This is a genomic window from Methanosarcina sp. WWM596, from assembly GCF_000969965.1.
Lineage (GTDB): Archaea > Halobacteriota > Methanosarcinia > Methanosarcinales > Methanosarcinaceae > Methanosarcina.
Genome location: NZ_CP009503.1, coordinates 1,627,658 through 1,644,423 on the forward strand (window position 1 = coordinate 1,627,658; position 16,766 = coordinate 1,644,423).

A 16,766-nucleotide genomic window follows, 5' to 3' on the forward strand; every position below is an offset into this window, starting at 1 on the left:
CTCAAAACTCTTCCCAAAAGAAAAAGCATCTCTTATAACATTCGGAACTTCTTGGATTAAGGTGGGAACGCAATCTTTTCTTCAAAAAACGATTATTCAGACTTTTTTGATAATGTCACCAAACAAGCTTTTCTGAAATAAGAAGATAGGTTCTAAGAACCTTAGCCTTTGTAAGTTGACAGCAAATCATGCAGGATAAGGGATTGGAGGATACGGTATCTGAAAACCAACCTGTTTCCAGAATTTAGTGGCAACAGGATACCACCAGTTTTTGCAATCCATAACATTTTTTAGTTCCGGATTCAATTCCAGTGCTCTACTTCCGGGTTGAACCCTGAACCATTATAAATCCGCCCAGGGCAACAAGCCCAAGAGACACAAACGACCCTGAATCGCCATTCTGGCTGCTGACATCAAGTAAGGATAATTAAGCTAAAAGAAGTACAAAAAAACGACATATAAAAAAGGAAATTGAATAATTATTAGTGAAGTGTTTATGTAAACTCAGTTACACGGATAACACTTAATAGCGGTTTTCTCTGGGAGTCCTGTGGTTAGGAAGGCAGTCCCTGCAGTAGACCGGTCTTTCTGGGTCAGGTTTGAAAGGCACTTCAGTTTCAACACCGCAATCAGAACAGATTGCTTTGTGCATTTCCCTGGGGCCGCTGTTACCGCGGAAACCTCCGGAATTCCCTCTGAAATTTCTGTCATTAAAAGCCATTTTCGTTTCACCTCCGCTTATAGCGGATAGTCAATAGTTTAAAAATAAGATTGTATAGAACTCTTTGATTAAAAACAAAAATGAGTTTTTAATAACAGATTATACGTCTCTTTATTTTTAATACACCTACCACCCTGATATATTATATAAATGTATCTGCTAAACCTTGAAAATGATTAAAATCTCTTTGAAAGAGATTAAAATTTATCTCTTCCAGAGGTTAAATTTATACCGCTTTTTTCCTATCATGCCATGGGTTGATTTCCGGGCTGAAAACATGATCATTTGAAGCCTCAACTGGCCTTTCAACTGATTTTTCAACCGGTAACTCAACTGATTTATTGACCATTTTTTCGACCGAATCTTCAATTGAGCCTGAACCTAAACTCCCGGTCTGGACAGAAGAAGTCCCCAGTATTTTCTTTGTCCTGAAAGCTGCAAGCAAAAATCCGTATGTAAGAGGGCCTATAATGATCCCTATCGGCCCGAGAACGAAGACCGGGGCTGCAAAGGTTATAAGAGTAATTGCAGGGTGGATTGAAGCCCGGTTTCTGGCAAGCCGTGGCCTTATGACGAAGTCAGGGACAAGGCTCAGAAATATGATTCCCAGGAAAAACAGGGCTCCTGCGGTAAAAAAGTCCTGTATGAGGACATAATAAAGGGCAAGGAGGCCGTAGACCGTGCCTGCTCCGACAACCGGCAGGAGAGCCATTATGAAGGTTATAATTCCCCAGATCAGAGGATATGGTACCCCAAGGACCCAGTAAAGGACCCCCCCGATTATACCGGTTATGAGACAGGTCAGGAAGTAGACTATGAAGAGGCTCTGGTAAATGTAATTGAGTTCCACGAGAAATGCAAGCCCTACTTTCCTGTCCGGAAAGAGATTAGGGAGTTCGGCTGCGATAGTTTCGCTTTCTACAAGAAGATAATATGTCAGGACAACAATTATGATCAGCTCTACAATCAGGATCGAGAGGCCAGTTGAGATCTGGAATATATTATTCTGGATTTCGGGAACATAATCCGTTACCAGGGAATTAAAGTATGCACCAATACTTTCAGTAAGTTTCCCGGGGTGGGTCTGGATAAAAGGCTCAAAAAGCCCGACTATCTGTCTGAGATCCATGTTTGCAAACCCGTTAAGGGTATTGGGAATTTCTAAAATTTTAGAAATTTCATTCATTAAAGCCTTCACTACCATAACACCGGAGGATAATATGAGAAGAAAGATTGCACCAAGCGGGATCAGGGCGCAAGCATGCTTGAGCTTTACGAATCGGAGGCAAAATAAGTACACAGGATGAATAACGTAAGCAAAAAGAGCACTGAGAACAAGAACATAAAAAAAAGCTGATGTTATATATAAGGCATATAAAGAAACCAGTGTGATTATAACTGCATAGGTAGCCTTAACAGGATCATAAGTTTTCATAAAATAAAATACTGAGGAAGTAGATAAATAACTTACTACAGTATAAATAAAAAATAGAAAGTATTTAAAGAGTATTTAAAGAGTATTTAGTTACAGAGATATGGTCTCTGCCTTCTGCCGTTTGAAAATTGCGGTTACTGTTCCTTCGTCATCAATATCGTCCTTAATTAGGATCAGTTCCCAGCCCTCTTCCCCGATTTTTTCAAGATCGCTCATCATTTGTGGCATATGCACACCATGAATCCTGCGAGAATCATACTCCCATAGATGTATAATTTAATATCCCTCCTAACGATTAAGAGAAACTTTGTGATGTAAATTATTGCAATGAAACTATAAATAACCAGAACAAAAATAAAAAAACAATTGGGTTTCTGTATCAAATAAATCTCTTAGAGGCTGTCTTAAAATTCAAACCATTTCTACATTTGGATAGTGGTCATTGTTGACTTTAAATTCAGACTGTAAATTTGTTACATCAGGCTTACTCGCTCGATATATGAAAGCAAATACATTAGACATCATGGTTAAAATTTACATTTTATACATTTAACAGTTAAAGAATTAAATCAAAATCTTAAATAGAGCCGGTTAAATCTTTTTTTAAGATCAATGTTTTTCACATTTACTTTGAGCTATTTTTTTCTCAGATTCACTTCCAGCTGATTCACTTCCAGCTATTATTCCTCGAATCCCGCAGTCTCGGGACTGCAGACCGAAAAAGGGTTCCTTCCTCGTATTTTATCCTGCGGATCCTCTCACGCGCCATGAAATCCAAAACCAGTTCAATATCCTCAGGGTATCCGGTATTGGGATATAAGGGAGTAAGAGGCTGGGAGTTTTGCCCTGAGACATAGAACATATTTTCTCCGAAATAAGCGATGTAGTCAAGCTGATATTTTTCGAATACGAGGTGAATGAATTTTTTGGAAAGAGGAGGCTTTGCAAATTCAAAGTCCTCATCTGTTACTTCAATGCCTGCTTCGTACATAATATCAGGATTTGCAGGATTGGATATAAATTCCGGGGGGAAAGATCTTTCTTTTAAATTCCAGGGAAAAGGCCTTCATTTGCCTGAACCTTTTGGCATCCGGACTCCCGGGATCAGGCCTATTAGTCTGCCTACACGCCTGTAGCGCTCCAGTATGTCCTGTTCCTGCCTGATATCTTCAAGTTTTTCAAAAATGTACAGGTTTTCAGGAACATTGGGAATCTGGGCTCTGAGGAAATTGAGCAGAGAATCAAGTTGCCTATCCAGTTCTTTTCGGTCTTTATCAAGGTTCTGGAAACTCCATTTTCTGACTTTCTGGCTTACCGTGCATATGATGTTTTCCGTGGGAGTCCCCTTTGCCTTCAGGCAGGCAGTCCTTGCTCGGTACCGGATTCCGGAAAGTGCCTCTTTTAGCTTCTGTTCCAGAACTACCTTTCCAATTTTCGGATACTCTTTTTTCAGGGTTTTTTGCGCAAGAATAAAGCCTTCTTCCATAGCCTCCAGAATTCCTGAAGCCCTGTCAAAAGCCATAACACAGTTCTCAAGCAGTTTTTTCTGGGCAGGCAGGTCTCCGGGAGTCAGATTTCCTGCTGCTCGAAGAAGCTCTGTGAGCCCTTCCAGAATTTCTAAAAGCCTCTGATTTTCTTTCAGATCCCTGATCTCATGGGCTACCTTTGAGAGATACCTCTCACTTCCGAGCCTGGCAGCTCTCCCCGGACTGTCGCTGAATAGTATTTGCAGGAGAGTCTCGTAAAATGGAGAGTAGAACTCAGGAATGGATGTTTCAACAAGAGTTTCAGCTGCTTCTTTAAAGTATTTGACAGCTTCCTTGAACCCGAAAAGATAAGCTGCCTCGTTTTCTGCACTTAGCGCCCTCCAGAGGGAAGCTCTTCCAATAGAGCGGAGGGCGTATCTGCGCACATAGACATGGGGGTCATCGATAAGAACCTGCAGGTCTCTCCATGCCCGGGTTTTATCAGGCACGTGGAAAAAGGCAGGCCCAAGTGCTCGGGTTGCAGTCCGTTGCACAAAACTGTCGCTATGAGTTGAAAGTCTTATAAGGTCGCTCCAGGCTCTCTTTTTGTCCGGAACATCTGCAAATCCGGAAGCAAGGGCAAGTACTGCCCCTTTCCGTACTTCCCGATCCTCAACGGAGGTAAGCCTCAACAGATCGTTCCATGCCCTCTGTTTATTATCAGCATACGTAAATGCAACGGGGAGAAGTTCTGCGGCTCTTTTCCGGAGCAGGGCGTCCTGACCTTCAGTGAGTTTGACAAGGTCAAAAAAAACTCCGGATTTTTCTTCAACCGTCGGAAAGACGTGAGAAAGCAGCCCTGTAGCACCCTTTCTAACGCCTGTGTCTCCATCCCCTGACATTTTAAGAAGTTCCCCCCAGATATCCTGCATCCTACCTGTCTTTCGAGAATAAAGAGCCAGTAAAGACTCGATTGCCCCTCTGCGCATTTGCGGGTCCGGGTCCTGGATCAGGTTTAACAGTTCTCCAATCACTTCTTTTTTGTCCTGAAGGTGAGGGTATGCCCTGGCAAAGGACTCAGCTGCATCTTTTCGTACATAGCTGTCCCTGTCCCCAGTCAGCTTCAGGAGGTCAAAAGCAGGTTTTCTATTATCTATTTCCCCGGGCTGTTTTCTTTCCATCTCACCCCTTTCTCTCACCCCTCTTTCATCCTCTGCTCCCCTTTCCTCCCTTTTTCCAGGAAAGACAGCTCCTAAAGAATGGGCTGCATCCCTTCGTACAAAAGCAGCTTTTTCTGATGCCAGCTCATAAAAATCAGCAGATTTACTTTTCTCCTTTCCTTCCAACTCTCCTGCCTTTTTTCCACCATTTTCACCTTTATTCTCCCATTCCTCTTTTTCTTTAATTTCTCCTTCTTTATTTCCCCCTTCTTCCATCCCATTTATCTCATACCCATTACGGAATTGGGAGCAGACGGAAGCAAGAGTCTTGATAACTCTTCTGAGTACATAACTATCCTTCTTTTCAGCCATCTGTATAAGATCCAAATATGCCTGATTTTTGTTGGACACATATGGAAAAACTTTACTGAGGGTATCAGCTGCGACCCTCCGGACATATTCGTCTTCATGCCCTGTGAGTTCGAGAAGTTCTTCCCAGACGGAGTCTTTGTCCTCCAGGCCCGGAAACACAGCTGAAAGCGCATCTGTAGCCGAGTCCCTTACGTACCCGTCCCTTGCCCCGGTAAGCCTCAGGAAATCAGCCCAGACTCTTATGCTGTCTGGCATTGCAGGAAATACAGAAACAAGGGTATCTACTGCCTGCTTTCGCATAGCTCCGTTCTCATCGTCGGTAAGCCTGAAAAGATCCCTCCATGCCACTTTTTTATCCGGCACCGAAGAAAAGACCGAAGGTAGAGCAAGCAAAATTTCCTTTTGCACGGCATGATCTGTGGTTTTTCCTGCCAGTTCCAGTACCTCTTCCCAGGCTTCATCTTTCTTTTCCTCAGGCAGATACAGAAAAACCTTGCCAGTAGATTTTGCAGCCAGTTCCCTTACCTTTGAATCTGTGGATTCACCTGTCAGTTTCAGTAATTCATCCCATGCGTCATTTATCCTTCCTTCCGGCATTTCAGGAAAAACCATGCTTAAAAGAGAAGCTGCCTTTTCCCGCACATAAGAGTCTTCCGAAACAGTCATCTCAAGCAGGTCTTTCCAGGCCTGCTCCTGATTCGGAAGTTCCCGGAGTACATCAGGGAGCCGGCGGACAATCCCTCTGCTTACATCTTCCATGCTTGATTTTGAGTTTACCAGCCCGGCAAGATCTTCCCATGCTCGGGTTTTATCGGGTATAAGAGGAAAAACAGCAATTAGAGCATTTACTGCTTTTTTCATTATCCTCTCTGACGGATAAGCCGTAAGGTTCACAAACCTCTCCCAGGCAAGCTCCTTATCCGGCACATTGGGAAAAACCGTCTGAAGGGCATTGACAGCCTCTTCCCTGACCTCGCTGTCTTTGTCAGAACAAAGCCTTAAAAGGTCTTCAAATGCCTGATTTCGCTCAGGAAAAACCTCAAAAAGGATTCCCAGCTGTTTTGAGGCCTTTTTCCTCTCATCCGAATCCTGACTGAAAGTCTTGTCATGTATACCGGGCTGATCACTCAAAAATTTCCACCAACTGCTGCTCTAATCCCTTCCTGTTTGTTATATTTGAGTTTAGCAGGTTTGTTTCTTATAAGTATTGATTTAGGATTTTATCCGGAAGAATAAAGTATTGAAGATGAGATAAGAGGAAGAAAAGCAAATTGAATAAGCTTCAGAGGATATATTCACGGGTTGACGCTTTTCAGGTCTGATGCCTGTGTAGTTTTGCTTTTTATGTATAAGAGTGGATGCCTGTGTAGTTTTGCTTTTTATGTATAAGAGTGGATGCCTGTGTAGTTTTGCTTTTTATGTATAAGAGTGTTCGGCAACCACAGATCAGGAAGTATTTTTTAGAACTTTAAATACCCCGGACATCTGGATCAAAACATATAACTTCTTATTCAATTCCAAATATCCTCTATATTATGACATAGAGGCTGTCTTAAAATTCAAACCATTTCTACATTTGGATAGTGGTCATTGATGACTTTAAATTCAAACTGTAAATTTATTACATCAGGCTTACTCGCTCGATGTATGAAAGCAAATACATTAGACATCATGGTAATAATTTACACTTTAGACATTTAACAGTTTAATGACACCGTTTTTCAGTTCAAATGATAATTACTGTCACCATTGTAGAATCAAATTTTATTTTAAGACATGCTCTTAGGTATTCTGCATATTTATACTCAAAGTATGTAGACAGGACCAAAAAAGATGCTAAAATTCAGTAATTAATTCTTGAAAAAGGGGGCGCCTGAAAATGGAAAACTCTTATCTTGACCTGGTTTTATTTTCTGAGAAAAGAAAAAATATCCTTCTGTTATTGAAGGAAGGCCCAAAAAGCCTTGAAGAACTAAAAAATTCCCTCAATGCCAGTCCAACCTCGGTTCAGCCTCAGATCAAACTGCTTAAAGACAGGGACCTCCTGTGCGGAACAAGGAAAAAGTATGAGCTAACCCTTCTGGGAGAAACAATAGCAGACAATATGCAGAGTCTTGTTAATACCATGGAGACCCTTGAAGACAAATATGATTTCTGGGTCAGCCACAAACTCGACGGCATTCCCCTCCGTCTCTTAAAGAGGATAGGTGAACTGAAATGCAGTACTTTTGCCAGGCCCCTTGACGAAAGCTGCATGTTTTCTCCCCACACTGAATTTGTGGAAAACATCGCAAAATCCGAATTCGTAAAAGGCCTCTCTCCCTTTATCCACCCCCTCTACCCAAAAATGTTCCTGAGTTTTGCAGAGAGTGGCATCAATATCTCTCTGACCGTTACTGAACCTGTTTTTGAAAGGATGAGGACCGAATTCAGACCTGAAGTGGAAAAATTCCTTGCCCTTGACAACACTCATCTCTATGTTTATGATAAAGAAATGCTTCTTTCAGGTACAGTAACAAACTGCTTCCTCTCCCTTGGCTTCTTCTACACCAGCGGTGCCTACGACCACGTAAACGATATTGTATGCTTCAGCCCCGAAGCCCTCCGATGGGGAGAAGATCTCTATACTTATTATGAAGAGCTGTCCAGAGAAGTGAAAGAAATTTGAGAAAAAAAAAGGCAGATAGGTTATTTGGGTTTTCATAGAGGTTTTACTGAGCACGAAAGGGTTTCAATCCTCCAAGGTGGCTTCTGGTTGTGTTTTCAGAATCACATAATTATAATGCCAGGGGCATTTCATATAAAGATACAGGACTATATACAATATTTTTGACATTTCTGTCTAATAAATATATTCTCATAAGGTGTGTATATATAGTGTGAGCTATATATATAAATGGCAATCAAAAAGTATAACGTTTTTAATATTTCTGGATTTTTTATTGATTGTAGTACAGAACACTGAAAAATAAAGGCATGATTTAAAGGAGTATTTTATGGAGTTAATGGATTCCGCGATAACTTTTAGGCAAAAAAATATTGTAATAAAGTCTCTTCGGTATATGGAAAGACATAAAAAAATTAGCCAGTATTGCGATGAATATGAAAAGAGCTGGACTGAATTATCCTACGATGAGGCAAGTAACTTAATCAGGTTACTCGATAAAATGTCCTGGCAATAACTATTTTTAGCTTTTATTCTTAGCTTTTTTCCGCTCTTTCTAATTTAGTTTCAAGTTTGTTTTTGCTTCGTACTGTTGCTTTAGACAATTTGAGGCTGGGGGTATGCTAATTGGTTCCAGGATGACGAGTCCAATGCCTTGAGGAGTTAGGGGAGCGGTCACAAACAAATAAAGCCCCAAAAGTTTCCTTTTTTCGCTGTCACTGTGAAATAGGATTTTCTTCATATGTTATTGATACAAAGTAATTTCCTCTACCCTTGTATTCTACCCTTGTATGGATCATCATTGTAGATTTCTATCTGCTTGATTGTTAATAAATCAAAAGTATTTCCAATCTCAAACGATAATGGAATTTCATTTACCTCATGAGAAAAACTGAGTTTCCCACTATTGATTTTGAATCCACTTTGATTGTAAACCAAAGTCATAAAGTATTTTCCACTTCTGAACTTTGTAGGTCTTGCAGACTTGTCACCATTTTTCCAGAGTGAGAATATAGTTATTACTATCTTAATATAACTATATGTATGATTAATTATGCTACCGTTGTTTTGTAGAAGTTGATGGCTTTCATCCCCCACCTGTCGCTTATGCTCCGAGGAAGGGGACTTCCTGCCTTAGAGGTAAAAAACCATCAACAAAAAACCTCTCTACAAAACAAAGAACCCTTCTCAAGGATATAGCTCTTTCAAACAAAATTTGCTAAATAACTAGCAAAAATTAAAATAGAATATATGAAGATATTTCATAGGTATCTTATTTGGATATTTTAAAGAGATAAATATGTCTCTAAAATTCATATTTATAGTATATTTTTGAAAATATGGGTCTAATCAATTGGTTTTTAATAAATTATTCTGGGAGATGTGCAGGGATGAAGACTATGCTGCGCATAAATATAATACGGCTGTTATTATATGTCATATAGAAAATAAATAGTGTATCATACTCAAAATATTGACCAAGCCGTAAGTTTCACAGACGCGCAAAATGTACGTTTCCGTTGCCCGGACCTGCTATAAACAGCATAATAATCAAGGAAGGTAACCATGGCTAAAAGGATTGCACTGATCGTATTACTTGCCGTATTTATCTTTTCCGGCTTCTCAATGGTCGCTTTTGCGGCAGATGAAGTGGAGTGGGTGGAGAAACTGAATGATGCAACACTTAATTGGGGAACTACAAAAACCGTAGAAGGCTATGATATAAAGGCGGAGGATTTTAACAAAGACCAGATGGTTTTTGTTTCGATTTCAAGGGATGGGGAACTATTAAAGACTGCTCCTCTTACGGCAGGGAAGGATTTCGCGTATGATGATGAGATCAAAGTTTATGCCCAGAGTGTGGACCTAAATTATGAAATGATCACCAAAGATGGAAAGGAATTCAAAACCGGAAATTGGAATCCATCTGCTAAACTGGATATTTTTGTAAGAGGTAAGCCGAGTTTTCACATAGATGTTGAAACTGATAAAGATACATACGATTCCAAATCTATAGGGGATAAAAGAATCGATGTAACGATAACAGTTAAAAATAATGGGGAAGCAAAGGCTGAAAACGTTGAACTGATTGTTGATACAGCCGGACTGGAAGTACTTAGTGGAAAAACAAAATACACATACACAAAGGTCCTTAAAGATGAGACGGTTGAGCCCATAACTTTCACACTTAATACGCCCACTCCCTGGGAAGATACAGATTTCAAGATAGCTGCAAAAACTACCTGTGAGGATATTAAGAATAATAAATATGAGCACGAAGGTTCCAAAACCATAAACGTAGAAAAAAAATGGGACCTCATTGTTTCAAAGAGTGCTACAAAAAAGCGTCATATGGGGGAGCCTGTATATGTTTCAGTCACCGTCCGGAATAGAGGGCTCTGCGACATAAACAATATTGTCCTTAAAGATTCTATCGTTTCCAACATGTATTTCCAGCAGGACACAACGCTTGATAATACACTTTCTCTGAAAGCCGGAGAAACAGCTGAGGATGTTTTTAAGTACACCCTCATTCCGGAAAAGCCCGGGGAATTTACCCTCCCGAAAACCGTAGCTACTTTCACTCTTGCAAACGGGGAAAGCGAAGAAGTGACTTCCGATAATTCAGAAAAGATAACAATTTATGGGCCCTACATTGAAATTACGAAAACCGTTGACAAACAGCAGCTAAACCCCGGAGACGAACTGACTGTAAAGGTCACTACAAAGAACACTGGAAATGTTGATGCAAGTGTAACAGTAACCGACGTCGTGCCCTCCGAGGCCAAATTAATAAGGGGAGAAACGAGTTTCAGTCAGGTTCTTGAAAAAGGCGGGGGTTCAAAAACCATCACTTACATCCTGCAGATGAATAAAGAAGGGGAGATCAAAATTCCTGCCTGCGAAGCAAGTTTCCTCGATCTCGATAAATATTCAGGAGAGGTCGAATCAGGAACTCCTGTTGTTTATGTAGAAATACCAATAACCCTTGAAGAAAGCAGCTCACAACCAGAAGGTTCAACCGGTTCCAACCAGGAGAAAAATGGACCTTCGGGTCAGACGAGTACAGGGAACACGGAAGAATATTATGGAGATATTCCGGGATTCAGCTCCATACTTACTATAACAGGGTTTCTGGCGGGAACAGGACTTCTGAGAAAGAGAAGCAACTGAATGACTAAAAAAGTTAAACATTATTCTGGTGCTCCTGGGTTTTTGGGGACATCCTTTTTCGCCCTAACCACTCTACTTGCCAGACTGTACCAGACTGCTGAATTCCAGTATTCACAGTCATTTTTCAGTTCAAATGATAATTACTGTCACTATTGTAGAATCAAATTTAATTTTAAGACATGCTCTGGGAAAATCTGGAAAACGAGGATGACTCCGGAAATGAGGAGTTTCCCCAAAACCCGGATTCTCTTCAGGACTTAATTTTTGTCCCCTATTTCTTTGCTTGCAGCCTCGGACAGTGTCCTGATATGGAATTCCGAACCAAGTTCCTCTGAAAGCTTTCTGCATTTTTCCACATCTATCTCAGGGATTTTAACCACTGTAACCCTGGTAGCGATTCCGGCTTCTCTTGCTCCTTTTACGAAATCGAGCACGGATCTGTAAGCGTTTTTGTGGACCGGTCTGCAGAGCTTGTTATATTTTTCTTCGGATTCTGCGTTCAGGCTGACTGAAATAGAATCCATCCCTGCGTTTTTCAATTCCGAAACTACGTCCAGTTCAGGATTAATCAATGCAGCATGCCCGTTGGTATCAAGTCTTACCCTTAATCCCTGATTTTTAAGCCAGCGAGTAACTGCCAGCACAACATCTAATCTGAGGGTAGGCTCTCCAAGCCCTGTGAACACGATTTCCCTGTACTTTGAAAGGTCCAGCTCTTCAAGGGCTTCGATTATCTCTTTTGTTGATGGTTCTTTTGAAAGCCTCAGGTCGTACCCATAAACACCGTCTGCAAAGTTGCGGATGCAGAAGACGCAGTCTGCACTACAGTGGTTCGTAATGTTAAGGTAAAGATTATTATGGGCCTCATAGTAGATTGTGTTCATACGACTCAAAATTCTTACATTCCTTATAACCATAATGCATTTATTCTTTTTTACTCATCTTTTACTCTGCTTTTTATTCTAACTTTTACCCTACTTTTATTCTGCCTTTTATTCTATCTCTGACCCGATCTGTTACTCGTTTCCTTAACTCGTTTCCTTAGGATTTACGTGTTTGCCTGCTTTGCAGGCAACTTCTTAATTTTTCTCAATTTTTATCCTAAGTATCTCGTCAATCTTCAAGAATGAAAGGATTATGAATAGCTGTACTCGGTCATATGCGACATTTTACTGCTGATGCGACACTAAGGTGTAAATTGGCTTTCTTATAAATTTATTAACAGCATTTCTTGTAATGCTCAACTTTATTTCAAACCATGTAATCCCTGTTTTTATTCTTTGCATTTCAAATCTTAGAAATTCTTATTGCCAGCATGATGTGCGCTCTTTGCATAACGTTTCTTCTTGCCTGACAGCGTTCTACTCCACAAAACTGTTTATTCCTCTATGATACTCTTCAATTTTCCAGGCTTTTTTCCCTCAGGGTTGTTTCAGTTCAATGGTTATTGTCCTTTTTTTTCAAGCAGAAGGTTTATAGGTGAGTATGTACTTTTAAGGTTCATTCTGCAGCATTTAGCTAGCAGTATCTATGTTTCAACTCATTTACTCTCCGCATTGAAGTATCTCAGGTTCTTTTTTGGGAATTTGAATTTTCAATGTTGACAGATATGTGTTAAAAACCTATGATTGATGAAAAATTGCGATATTCGCAATTTCGAAGGAGAAACTTAAATGGCACGATTCGCTAAATTCGATGTTCCTGAAGAACTCACAAATAAAGCACTTGAAGCTCTGGAACTTGCCAGAGACACTGGAAAGATTAAAAAGGGTACAAATGAAGCTACCAAAGCAATCGAAAGAGGCAATGCAAAGCTTGTCCTGATTGCCGAAGATATTGAACCTGCAGAGATTATCGCTCATATTGCCCCTCTTTCCGAGGAGAAGAACGCTCCCTACATCTTTATCCAGAACCAGAAAGAACTTGGTGCAGCCAGTGGACTTGGTGTCTCCTGTGCAACCGTGGCAATTGTGGATGCAGGCAAAGCAGCTGAAATGGTCCAGGACATTGCTCAGAAACTTGAAGCTCTTAAATAATCCTGATAACATGGGGTGCTGATTATGGCTGAAGAAAGCACAATAGGCGGCTTTGCTGCCGAAGTTATTGACGTTATCGGGAACACAGGTATGCATGGTGAAGCCAGTCAGATCCAGTGCAGGGTTCTGGAAGGTAGAGACAAGGGTCGTGTAATCACAAGGAACTGTGTGGGCCCTGTCCGCATCGGTGATATTCTGATGCTTCTGGAAACGTCAAGAGAAGCAAAGAAACTTACTACCAGGTAAAAAGATACACGGTGAAAATAAATGGAACAGAGGAAATGTTATTTTTGCGGACAGATGCTGGAGCCTGGTACCGGTAAGCTCTACATCAAAAAAGACGGCTCCACATATTTCATATGCTCTTCCAAGTGCATGAGCAACTTCGTCCTTGGCAGGCTTCCGCGCCGCACCGAGTGGACTGAGAAAGGCAAAATCCAGTTGAAAAAAGCATAAATGCCGTTATTAGTTCAAATATAGTAAGGTGTGTATATGGAACAGACATACGTTATGGTGAAACCTGATGGAGTCCAGCGCGGTCTGGTTGGAGAGGTTATTTCCAGAATCGAAAAGAGAGGCTTAAAGCTTGTTGCTCTCAGAATGAATGTCATTGCCGAAGCCACTGCAAAAGAGCACTACGGCGAACACGCGGCAAGGCCTTTTTTCCCCTCTCTTATCGAGTTTATTACCTCCGGTCCCTCAGTCTCAATGGTAGTTGCCGGAAAGGATGCAGTTAAGGTAATGAGAGCAATAAACGGGGCTACAAACCCTGTTGATGCGGCTCCAGGAACTATCCGTGGGGACTTTGCTCTGGATGTAGGCAGGAACGTGGTTCATGCCTCCGATTCACCCGAAGCTGCGGCAAGAGAAATTGCAATTCACTTCAAGGACTCCGAAATCGGGAAGTATTCCAGAGTCGATGAGGTCTGTCTGTACGAGTAATGCAGGTGCATCAAAGCCTTTTCGTGTCCTTGAATTTTATTGGGCACGATTTCAAGCCTTTGTTTATCCGGTACCTGCAAAATGGGTCCTTCCGGGGAAACCCGGACCCTTCTGGACCTGCAGCAAATAAGACGCGGGAATGAGAGAGGTTTTGTATATGACCGACAAGAAAAATCTCAGGACTCCTATAGTCTGCGTGATGGGGCACGTCGACCACGGGAAAACCACTCTGCTCGACAAGATCAGGGGTACTGCAATTGTCAGTGGAGAAGCTGGGGCGATTACCCAGCATATCGGAGCTACTGAAGTTCCTATAGACGTGATTGTCGACAAGCTCGGAGATCCAAGATTAAGGGAACGCTTCATGGTTCCGGGGCTGCTTTTTATTGATACTCCGGGACACCATGCCTTTACAACCCTCAGGAGCAGGGGAGGCGCTCTTGCCGATCTTGCAATTGTTGTTGTTGATATAAATGAAGGTTTTAAACCCCAGACCTACGAAAGCCTGCAGATCTTAAAAAGGTTCAAAACTCCTTTTGTTGTCGTTGCCAACAAGATCGACAGGATCGGCGGCTGGGTTCCACAGAAGAACATGCCTTTTGCAGCTACCTTCAAAAAGCAGTCAGGGGATGTCCAGGCACGGCTTGAAACAAAGCTCTACGAGGTAATAGGTGAACTCTATAACCAGGGCTTTGCAGCAGAGCGTTATGACCGGGTTACGAATTTCCAGAACACTCTGGGCGTAGTCCCTGTAAGTGCTTTTACAGGGGAAGGCATTCCTGATGTCCTCATGGTGCTTTTAGGTCTTGCTCAGAGGTTCCTGGAGGCAAACCTTCAGTACAGTGCCAAAGGCCCGGGAGTAGGGACTGTCCTTGAGGTAAAGGAAGAAAAAGGCCTCGGAGCAACCCTCGACGTTATTCTCTACGATGGCACATTAAAGAAAGGAGATACGGTTGTTATTGGAAGCCTGGGCGAGCCTATCCAGACAAAGGTAAGGGCTCTTTTAAAGCCAAGGGAACTTTCCGAAATCCGTTACGAGAGCAAGTTCCAGCAGGTTAAGAAGGTCACTGCTGCAGTCGGTGTGAAGATCTCGGCTCCTGACCTGGAAGGCGCACTTGCAGGCGCTCCCATAAGGGTTGCAACGGAAGAAACCCTTGAAGAGATTGTAGCTCAGGTAAAGTCTGAAATCGATGAGGTCAGGATTGATACGGGTTCAGTTGGGATAATGATTAAAGCAGATACTCTTGGCTCCCTTGAAGCCCTTGTCCACGAGTTCCAGAAAGATGAAGTCCCTATCAGGAAAGCTGAAGTAGGAGACATCTCCCACAGGGACGCGATTGAGGCTTCAACAGTTGAAGACCCCCTTTATTCTGTGCTTATAGGTTTCAATGTAAAGGTTCACCCTGACGCCAGAGATTTCCTGCAGGAAAGCAGTGTAAAGGTATTCACAAATAATGTGATCTACCGCCTGATTGAAGATTATGAGAAATACGTAAAGGAACAGCAGGAACTGGCTGAAAAGAAGATTTTCGAAACGATAATTCGCCCCGGAAAGTTCAAAATTCTTCCCGGATGCGTGTTCCGCCAGAGCAAACCCGCCGTCGTCGGGGTAAGGGTTCTTGGAGGAGTCGTGCGGACAAATGCAGAGGTCATGCTTGAAAACGGGAACGTTGTGGGTAAGATCAAGGGTCTGCAGTCCGATGGAGAAAATATTCCTTCTGCAAGGGTAGGCAAAGAAGTTGCAATGGCTATTGACGGTGCAACCGTAGGCAGGCAGATCAAAGAAGGAGACGTGCTCTATATGAACGTGCCTGAGAGGCATGCCAAAGTCCTTGAGCACGAAATCTACAATTCCCTTTCAACCGATGAAAAGGAAACTTTTGATATTTTCCTTGGACTCAAACGAAAAGATAATCCTTTCTGGGCAAAGTAATGGTTGATATGCAGGGCAGCAGCATATTCCGGATTCAGCAAGGATTCAATTGAAGAGTCAGGTAAAAATTCAGATAACGAAGGCAAGGTAAGGCAAAGGAATTATTACAGATAAATCTGATTGGAGGATTTCACATGGCAAATTTCAAAGTTGTAGTTTCTGACCCAAAAGAAGCGCATGCTTATCAGATCGACATTAAGGACGCTGAAGCAAACGCTTTAATTGGAAAATCAATAGGTGACGTTGTTGACGGTGCCATTTTCGGGCTCGCCGGCTACAAAGTTAAGATCACTGGCGGCTGCGATGGCAGCGGTTTTGTTATGAAACCGGACCTTCCAGGCCCCAGAAGACAGAGAATTCTGCTGGCAGTAGGCGTCGGCTATGTCCCCAAACATCCGGGACAGCGCAGAAGAAAGATGATGCGTGGCAGGGAAATTGCTCCTGACATCGTCCAGATCAACGCCAAAGTCGTTGAATACGGAAGCAAATCCATCAGGGCTCTTCTCGGCCTCGAAACCGCAGAAGAAGCTCCAGCAGAGTGATTTCAAGTTCCGCCTTCGGGCGGGATTTAAAATACTCTTTATTTTTCTTTTGATGTTTACTGTTTTTTGATTTTGTTTTTGTTTTTGTTTTTGTTTTTGTTTTTGATTTTGATTTTGTTTTTGTTTTTGTTTTTGTTTTTGTTTTTGTTTTTGTTTTTGTTTTGACCTTATAGTTATTTTTGTATCATAGCTTAAATCATAATTAAAAGAAACCCCAGTATAGCCATCAAACAGGGTGAAAACCCTGCAAAAAGGCCGAGAGAATAGGTAAATTTAATTTTGTATTTATATACTCATTGTCCATTGGTCTTCGGTTAAGG

15 protein-coding genes are annotated in these 16,766 nt (G+C 41.8%); 8 read left to right on the top strand and 7 right to left on the bottom strand.

Going from position 1 to position 16,766, the window contains the following annotated elements; genetic code table 11:
- Window positions 1-523: 523 nt before the first annotated feature.
- The 5 genes from MSWHS_RS07175 to MSWHS_RS07190 all read right to left on the bottom strand — a co-directional run bounded on the left by MSWHS_RS07175 (window position 524) and on the right by MSWHS_RS07190 (window position 6,285).
- Window positions 524-721: a CxxC-x17-CxxC domain-containing protein gene (locus MSWHS_RS07175; RefSeq protein WP_048127199.1), complete on the bottom strand. Its 198-nt coding sequence runs from the start codon at window positions 719-721 to the stop codon at window positions 524-526.
- A 226-nt stretch (window positions 722-947) separates the two neighbouring features.
- Window positions 948-2,156 carry an AI-2E family transporter gene (locus tag MSWHS_RS07180; RefSeq protein ID WP_048127201.1) on the bottom strand — a complete coding sequence of 403 codons (1,209 nt, stop codon included), beginning with the start codon at window positions 2,154-2,156 and terminating at the stop codon, window positions 948-950.
- A 90-nt stretch (window positions 2,157-2,246) separates the two neighbouring features.
- Window positions 2,247-2,384, bottom strand: coding sequence for a hypothetical protein (locus MSWHS_RS20880; RefSeq protein ID WP_197074040.1), 138 nt, complete (start codon window positions 2,382-2,384; stop codon window positions 2,247-2,249).
- Between the two features lie 439 nt (window positions 2,385-2,823).
- Window positions 2,824-3,147, bottom strand: a complete 324-nt coding sequence (locus MSWHS_RS07185; RefSeq protein WP_048127203.1) for a hypothetical protein — start codon at window positions 3,145-3,147, stop codon at window positions 2,824-2,826.
- Between the two features lie 75 nt (window positions 3,148-3,222).
- Window positions 3,223-6,285: a HEAT repeat domain-containing protein gene (locus MSWHS_RS07190; RefSeq protein ID WP_048158893.1), complete on the bottom strand. Its 3,063-nt coding sequence runs from the start codon at window positions 6,283-6,285 to the stop codon at window positions 3,223-3,225.
- A gap of 748 nt (window positions 6,286-7,033) precedes the next feature.
- Here MSWHS_RS07190 and MSWHS_RS07195 point away from each other — a divergent pair.
- A complete protein-coding gene (locus MSWHS_RS07195; protein ID WP_048127207.1) occupies window positions 7,034-7,822 on the top strand; it encodes a winged helix-turn-helix domain-containing protein in 789 nt (262 codons plus the stop codon).
- Between the two features lie 765 nt (window positions 7,823-8,587).
- Here the strand turns inward: MSWHS_RS07195 and MSWHS_RS07210 are convergent.
- Window positions 8,588-8,917, bottom strand: coding sequence for a hypothetical protein (locus tag MSWHS_RS07210; protein WP_048127216.1), 330 nt, complete (start codon window positions 8,915-8,917; stop codon window positions 8,588-8,590).
- Window positions 8,918-9,385: 468 nt separating this feature from the next.
- Here MSWHS_RS07210 and MSWHS_RS07215 point away from each other — a divergent pair, with 468 nt between their 5' ends.
- Window positions 9,386-10,993 carry a BatD family protein gene (locus MSWHS_RS07215; RefSeq protein ID WP_048127218.1) on the top strand — a complete coding sequence of 536 codons (1,608 nt, stop codon included), beginning with the start codon at window positions 9,386-9,388 and terminating at the stop codon, window positions 10,991-10,993.
- Between the two features lie 257 nt (window positions 10,994-11,250).
- Here MSWHS_RS07215 and MSWHS_RS07225 read toward each other — a convergent pair whose 3' ends face one another.
- Window positions 11,251-11,910 carry a TatD family nuclease-associated radical SAM protein gene (locus tag MSWHS_RS07225; protein ID WP_048127222.1) on the bottom strand — a complete coding sequence of 220 codons (660 nt, stop codon included), beginning with the start codon at window positions 11,908-11,910 and terminating at the stop codon, window positions 11,251-11,253.
- Between the two features lie 756 nt (window positions 11,911-12,666).
- Between MSWHS_RS07225 and rpl7ae the strand changes: the two genes are divergently transcribed.
- From rpl7ae to MSWHS_RS07255, 6 genes are all read left to right on the top strand, one after another.
- Window positions 12,667-13,029, top strand: coding sequence for a 50S ribosomal protein L7Ae (rpl7ae, locus tag MSWHS_RS07230; protein ID WP_048127224.1), 363 nt, complete (start codon window positions 12,667-12,669; stop codon window positions 13,027-13,029).
- 24 nt (window positions 13,030-13,053) lie between these two features.
- Window positions 13,054-13,275, top strand: coding sequence for a 30S ribosomal protein S28e (locus tag MSWHS_RS07235; protein WP_048065141.1), 222 nt, complete (start codon window positions 13,054-13,056; stop codon window positions 13,273-13,275).
- Between the two features lie 21 nt (window positions 13,276-13,296).
- Window positions 13,297-13,485 carry a 50S ribosomal protein L24e gene (locus MSWHS_RS07240; RefSeq protein WP_048127226.1) on the top strand — a complete coding sequence of 63 codons (189 nt, stop codon included), beginning with the start codon at window positions 13,297-13,299 and terminating at the stop codon, window positions 13,483-13,485.
- Window positions 13,486-13,521: 36 nt separating this feature from the next.
- Complete coding sequence (ndk, locus tag MSWHS_RS07245) at window positions 13,522-13,971, top strand: nucleoside-diphosphate kinase (RefSeq protein ID WP_048127228.1); 450 nt, start codon at window positions 13,522-13,524, stop codon at window positions 13,969-13,971.
- Window positions 13,972-14,128: 157 nt separating this feature from the next.
- On the top strand, window positions 14,129-15,904 hold the full coding sequence (gene infB, locus MSWHS_RS07250; RefSeq protein ID WP_048127230.1) for a translation initiation factor IF-2: 1,776 nt from the start codon (window positions 14,129-14,131) through the stop codon (window positions 15,902-15,904).
- Window positions 15,905-16,038: 134 nt separating this feature from the next.
- The gene (locus tag MSWHS_RS07255) at window positions 16,039-16,446 is read left to right on the top strand and encodes a 30S ribosomal protein S6e (RefSeq protein WP_048127231.1); all 408 of its coding nucleotides are present in this window, start codon (window positions 16,039-16,041) and stop codon (window positions 16,444-16,446) included.
- Window positions 16,447-16,766 lie beyond the last annotated feature (320 nt).

What these genes read in the sequence shown, in the direction of transcription:
- rpl7ae (WP_048127224.1), top strand. Translation starts at nt 12,667, where the DNA reads ATGGCACGATTCGCTAAATTCGATGTTCCTGAAGAACTCACAAATAAA.
- MSWHS_RS20880 (WP_197074040.1), bottom strand. Translation starts at nt 2,384, where the DNA reads ATGCCACAAATGATGAGCGATCTTGAAAAAATCGGGGAAGAGGGCTGG.
- MSWHS_RS07235 (WP_048065141.1), top strand. Translation starts at nt 13,054, where the DNA reads ATGGCTGAAGAAAGCACAATAGGCGGCTTTGCTGCCGAAGTTATTGAC.
- MSWHS_RS07195 (WP_048127207.1), top strand. Translation starts at nt 7,034, where the DNA reads ATGGAAAACTCTTATCTTGACCTGGTTTTATTTTCTGAGAAAAGAAAA.
- MSWHS_RS07175 (WP_048127199.1), bottom strand. Translation starts at nt 721, where the DNA reads ATGGCTTTTAATGACAGAAATTTCAGAGGGAATTCCGGAGGTTTCCGC.
- MSWHS_RS07225 (WP_048127222.1), bottom strand. Translation starts at nt 11,910, where the DNA reads ATGGTTATAAGGAATGTAAGAATTTTGAGTCGTATGAACACAATCTAC.
- ndk (WP_048127228.1), top strand. Translation starts at nt 13,522, where the DNA reads ATGGAACAGACATACGTTATGGTGAAACCTGATGGAGTCCAGCGCGGT.
- MSWHS_RS07215 (WP_048127218.1), top strand. Translation starts at nt 9,386, where the DNA reads ATGGCTAAAAGGATTGCACTGATCGTATTACTTGCCGTATTTATCTTT.
- MSWHS_RS07180 (WP_048127201.1), bottom strand. Translation starts at nt 2,156, where the DNA reads ATGAAAACTTATGATCCTGTTAAGGCTACCTATGCAGTTATAATCACA.
- infB (WP_048127230.1), top strand. Translation starts at nt 14,129, where the DNA reads ATGACCGACAAGAAAAATCTCAGGACTCCTATAGTCTGCGTGATGGGG.
- MSWHS_RS07240 (WP_048127226.1), top strand. Translation starts at nt 13,297, where the DNA reads ATGGAACAGAGGAAATGTTATTTTTGCGGACAGATGCTGGAGCCTGGT.
- MSWHS_RS07185 (WP_048127203.1), bottom strand. Translation starts at nt 3,147, where the DNA reads ATGTACGAAGCAGGCATTGAAGTAACAGATGAGGACTTTGAATTTGCA.
- MSWHS_RS07255 (WP_048127231.1), top strand. Translation starts at nt 16,039, where the DNA reads ATGGCAAATTTCAAAGTTGTAGTTTCTGACCCAAAAGAAGCGCATGCT.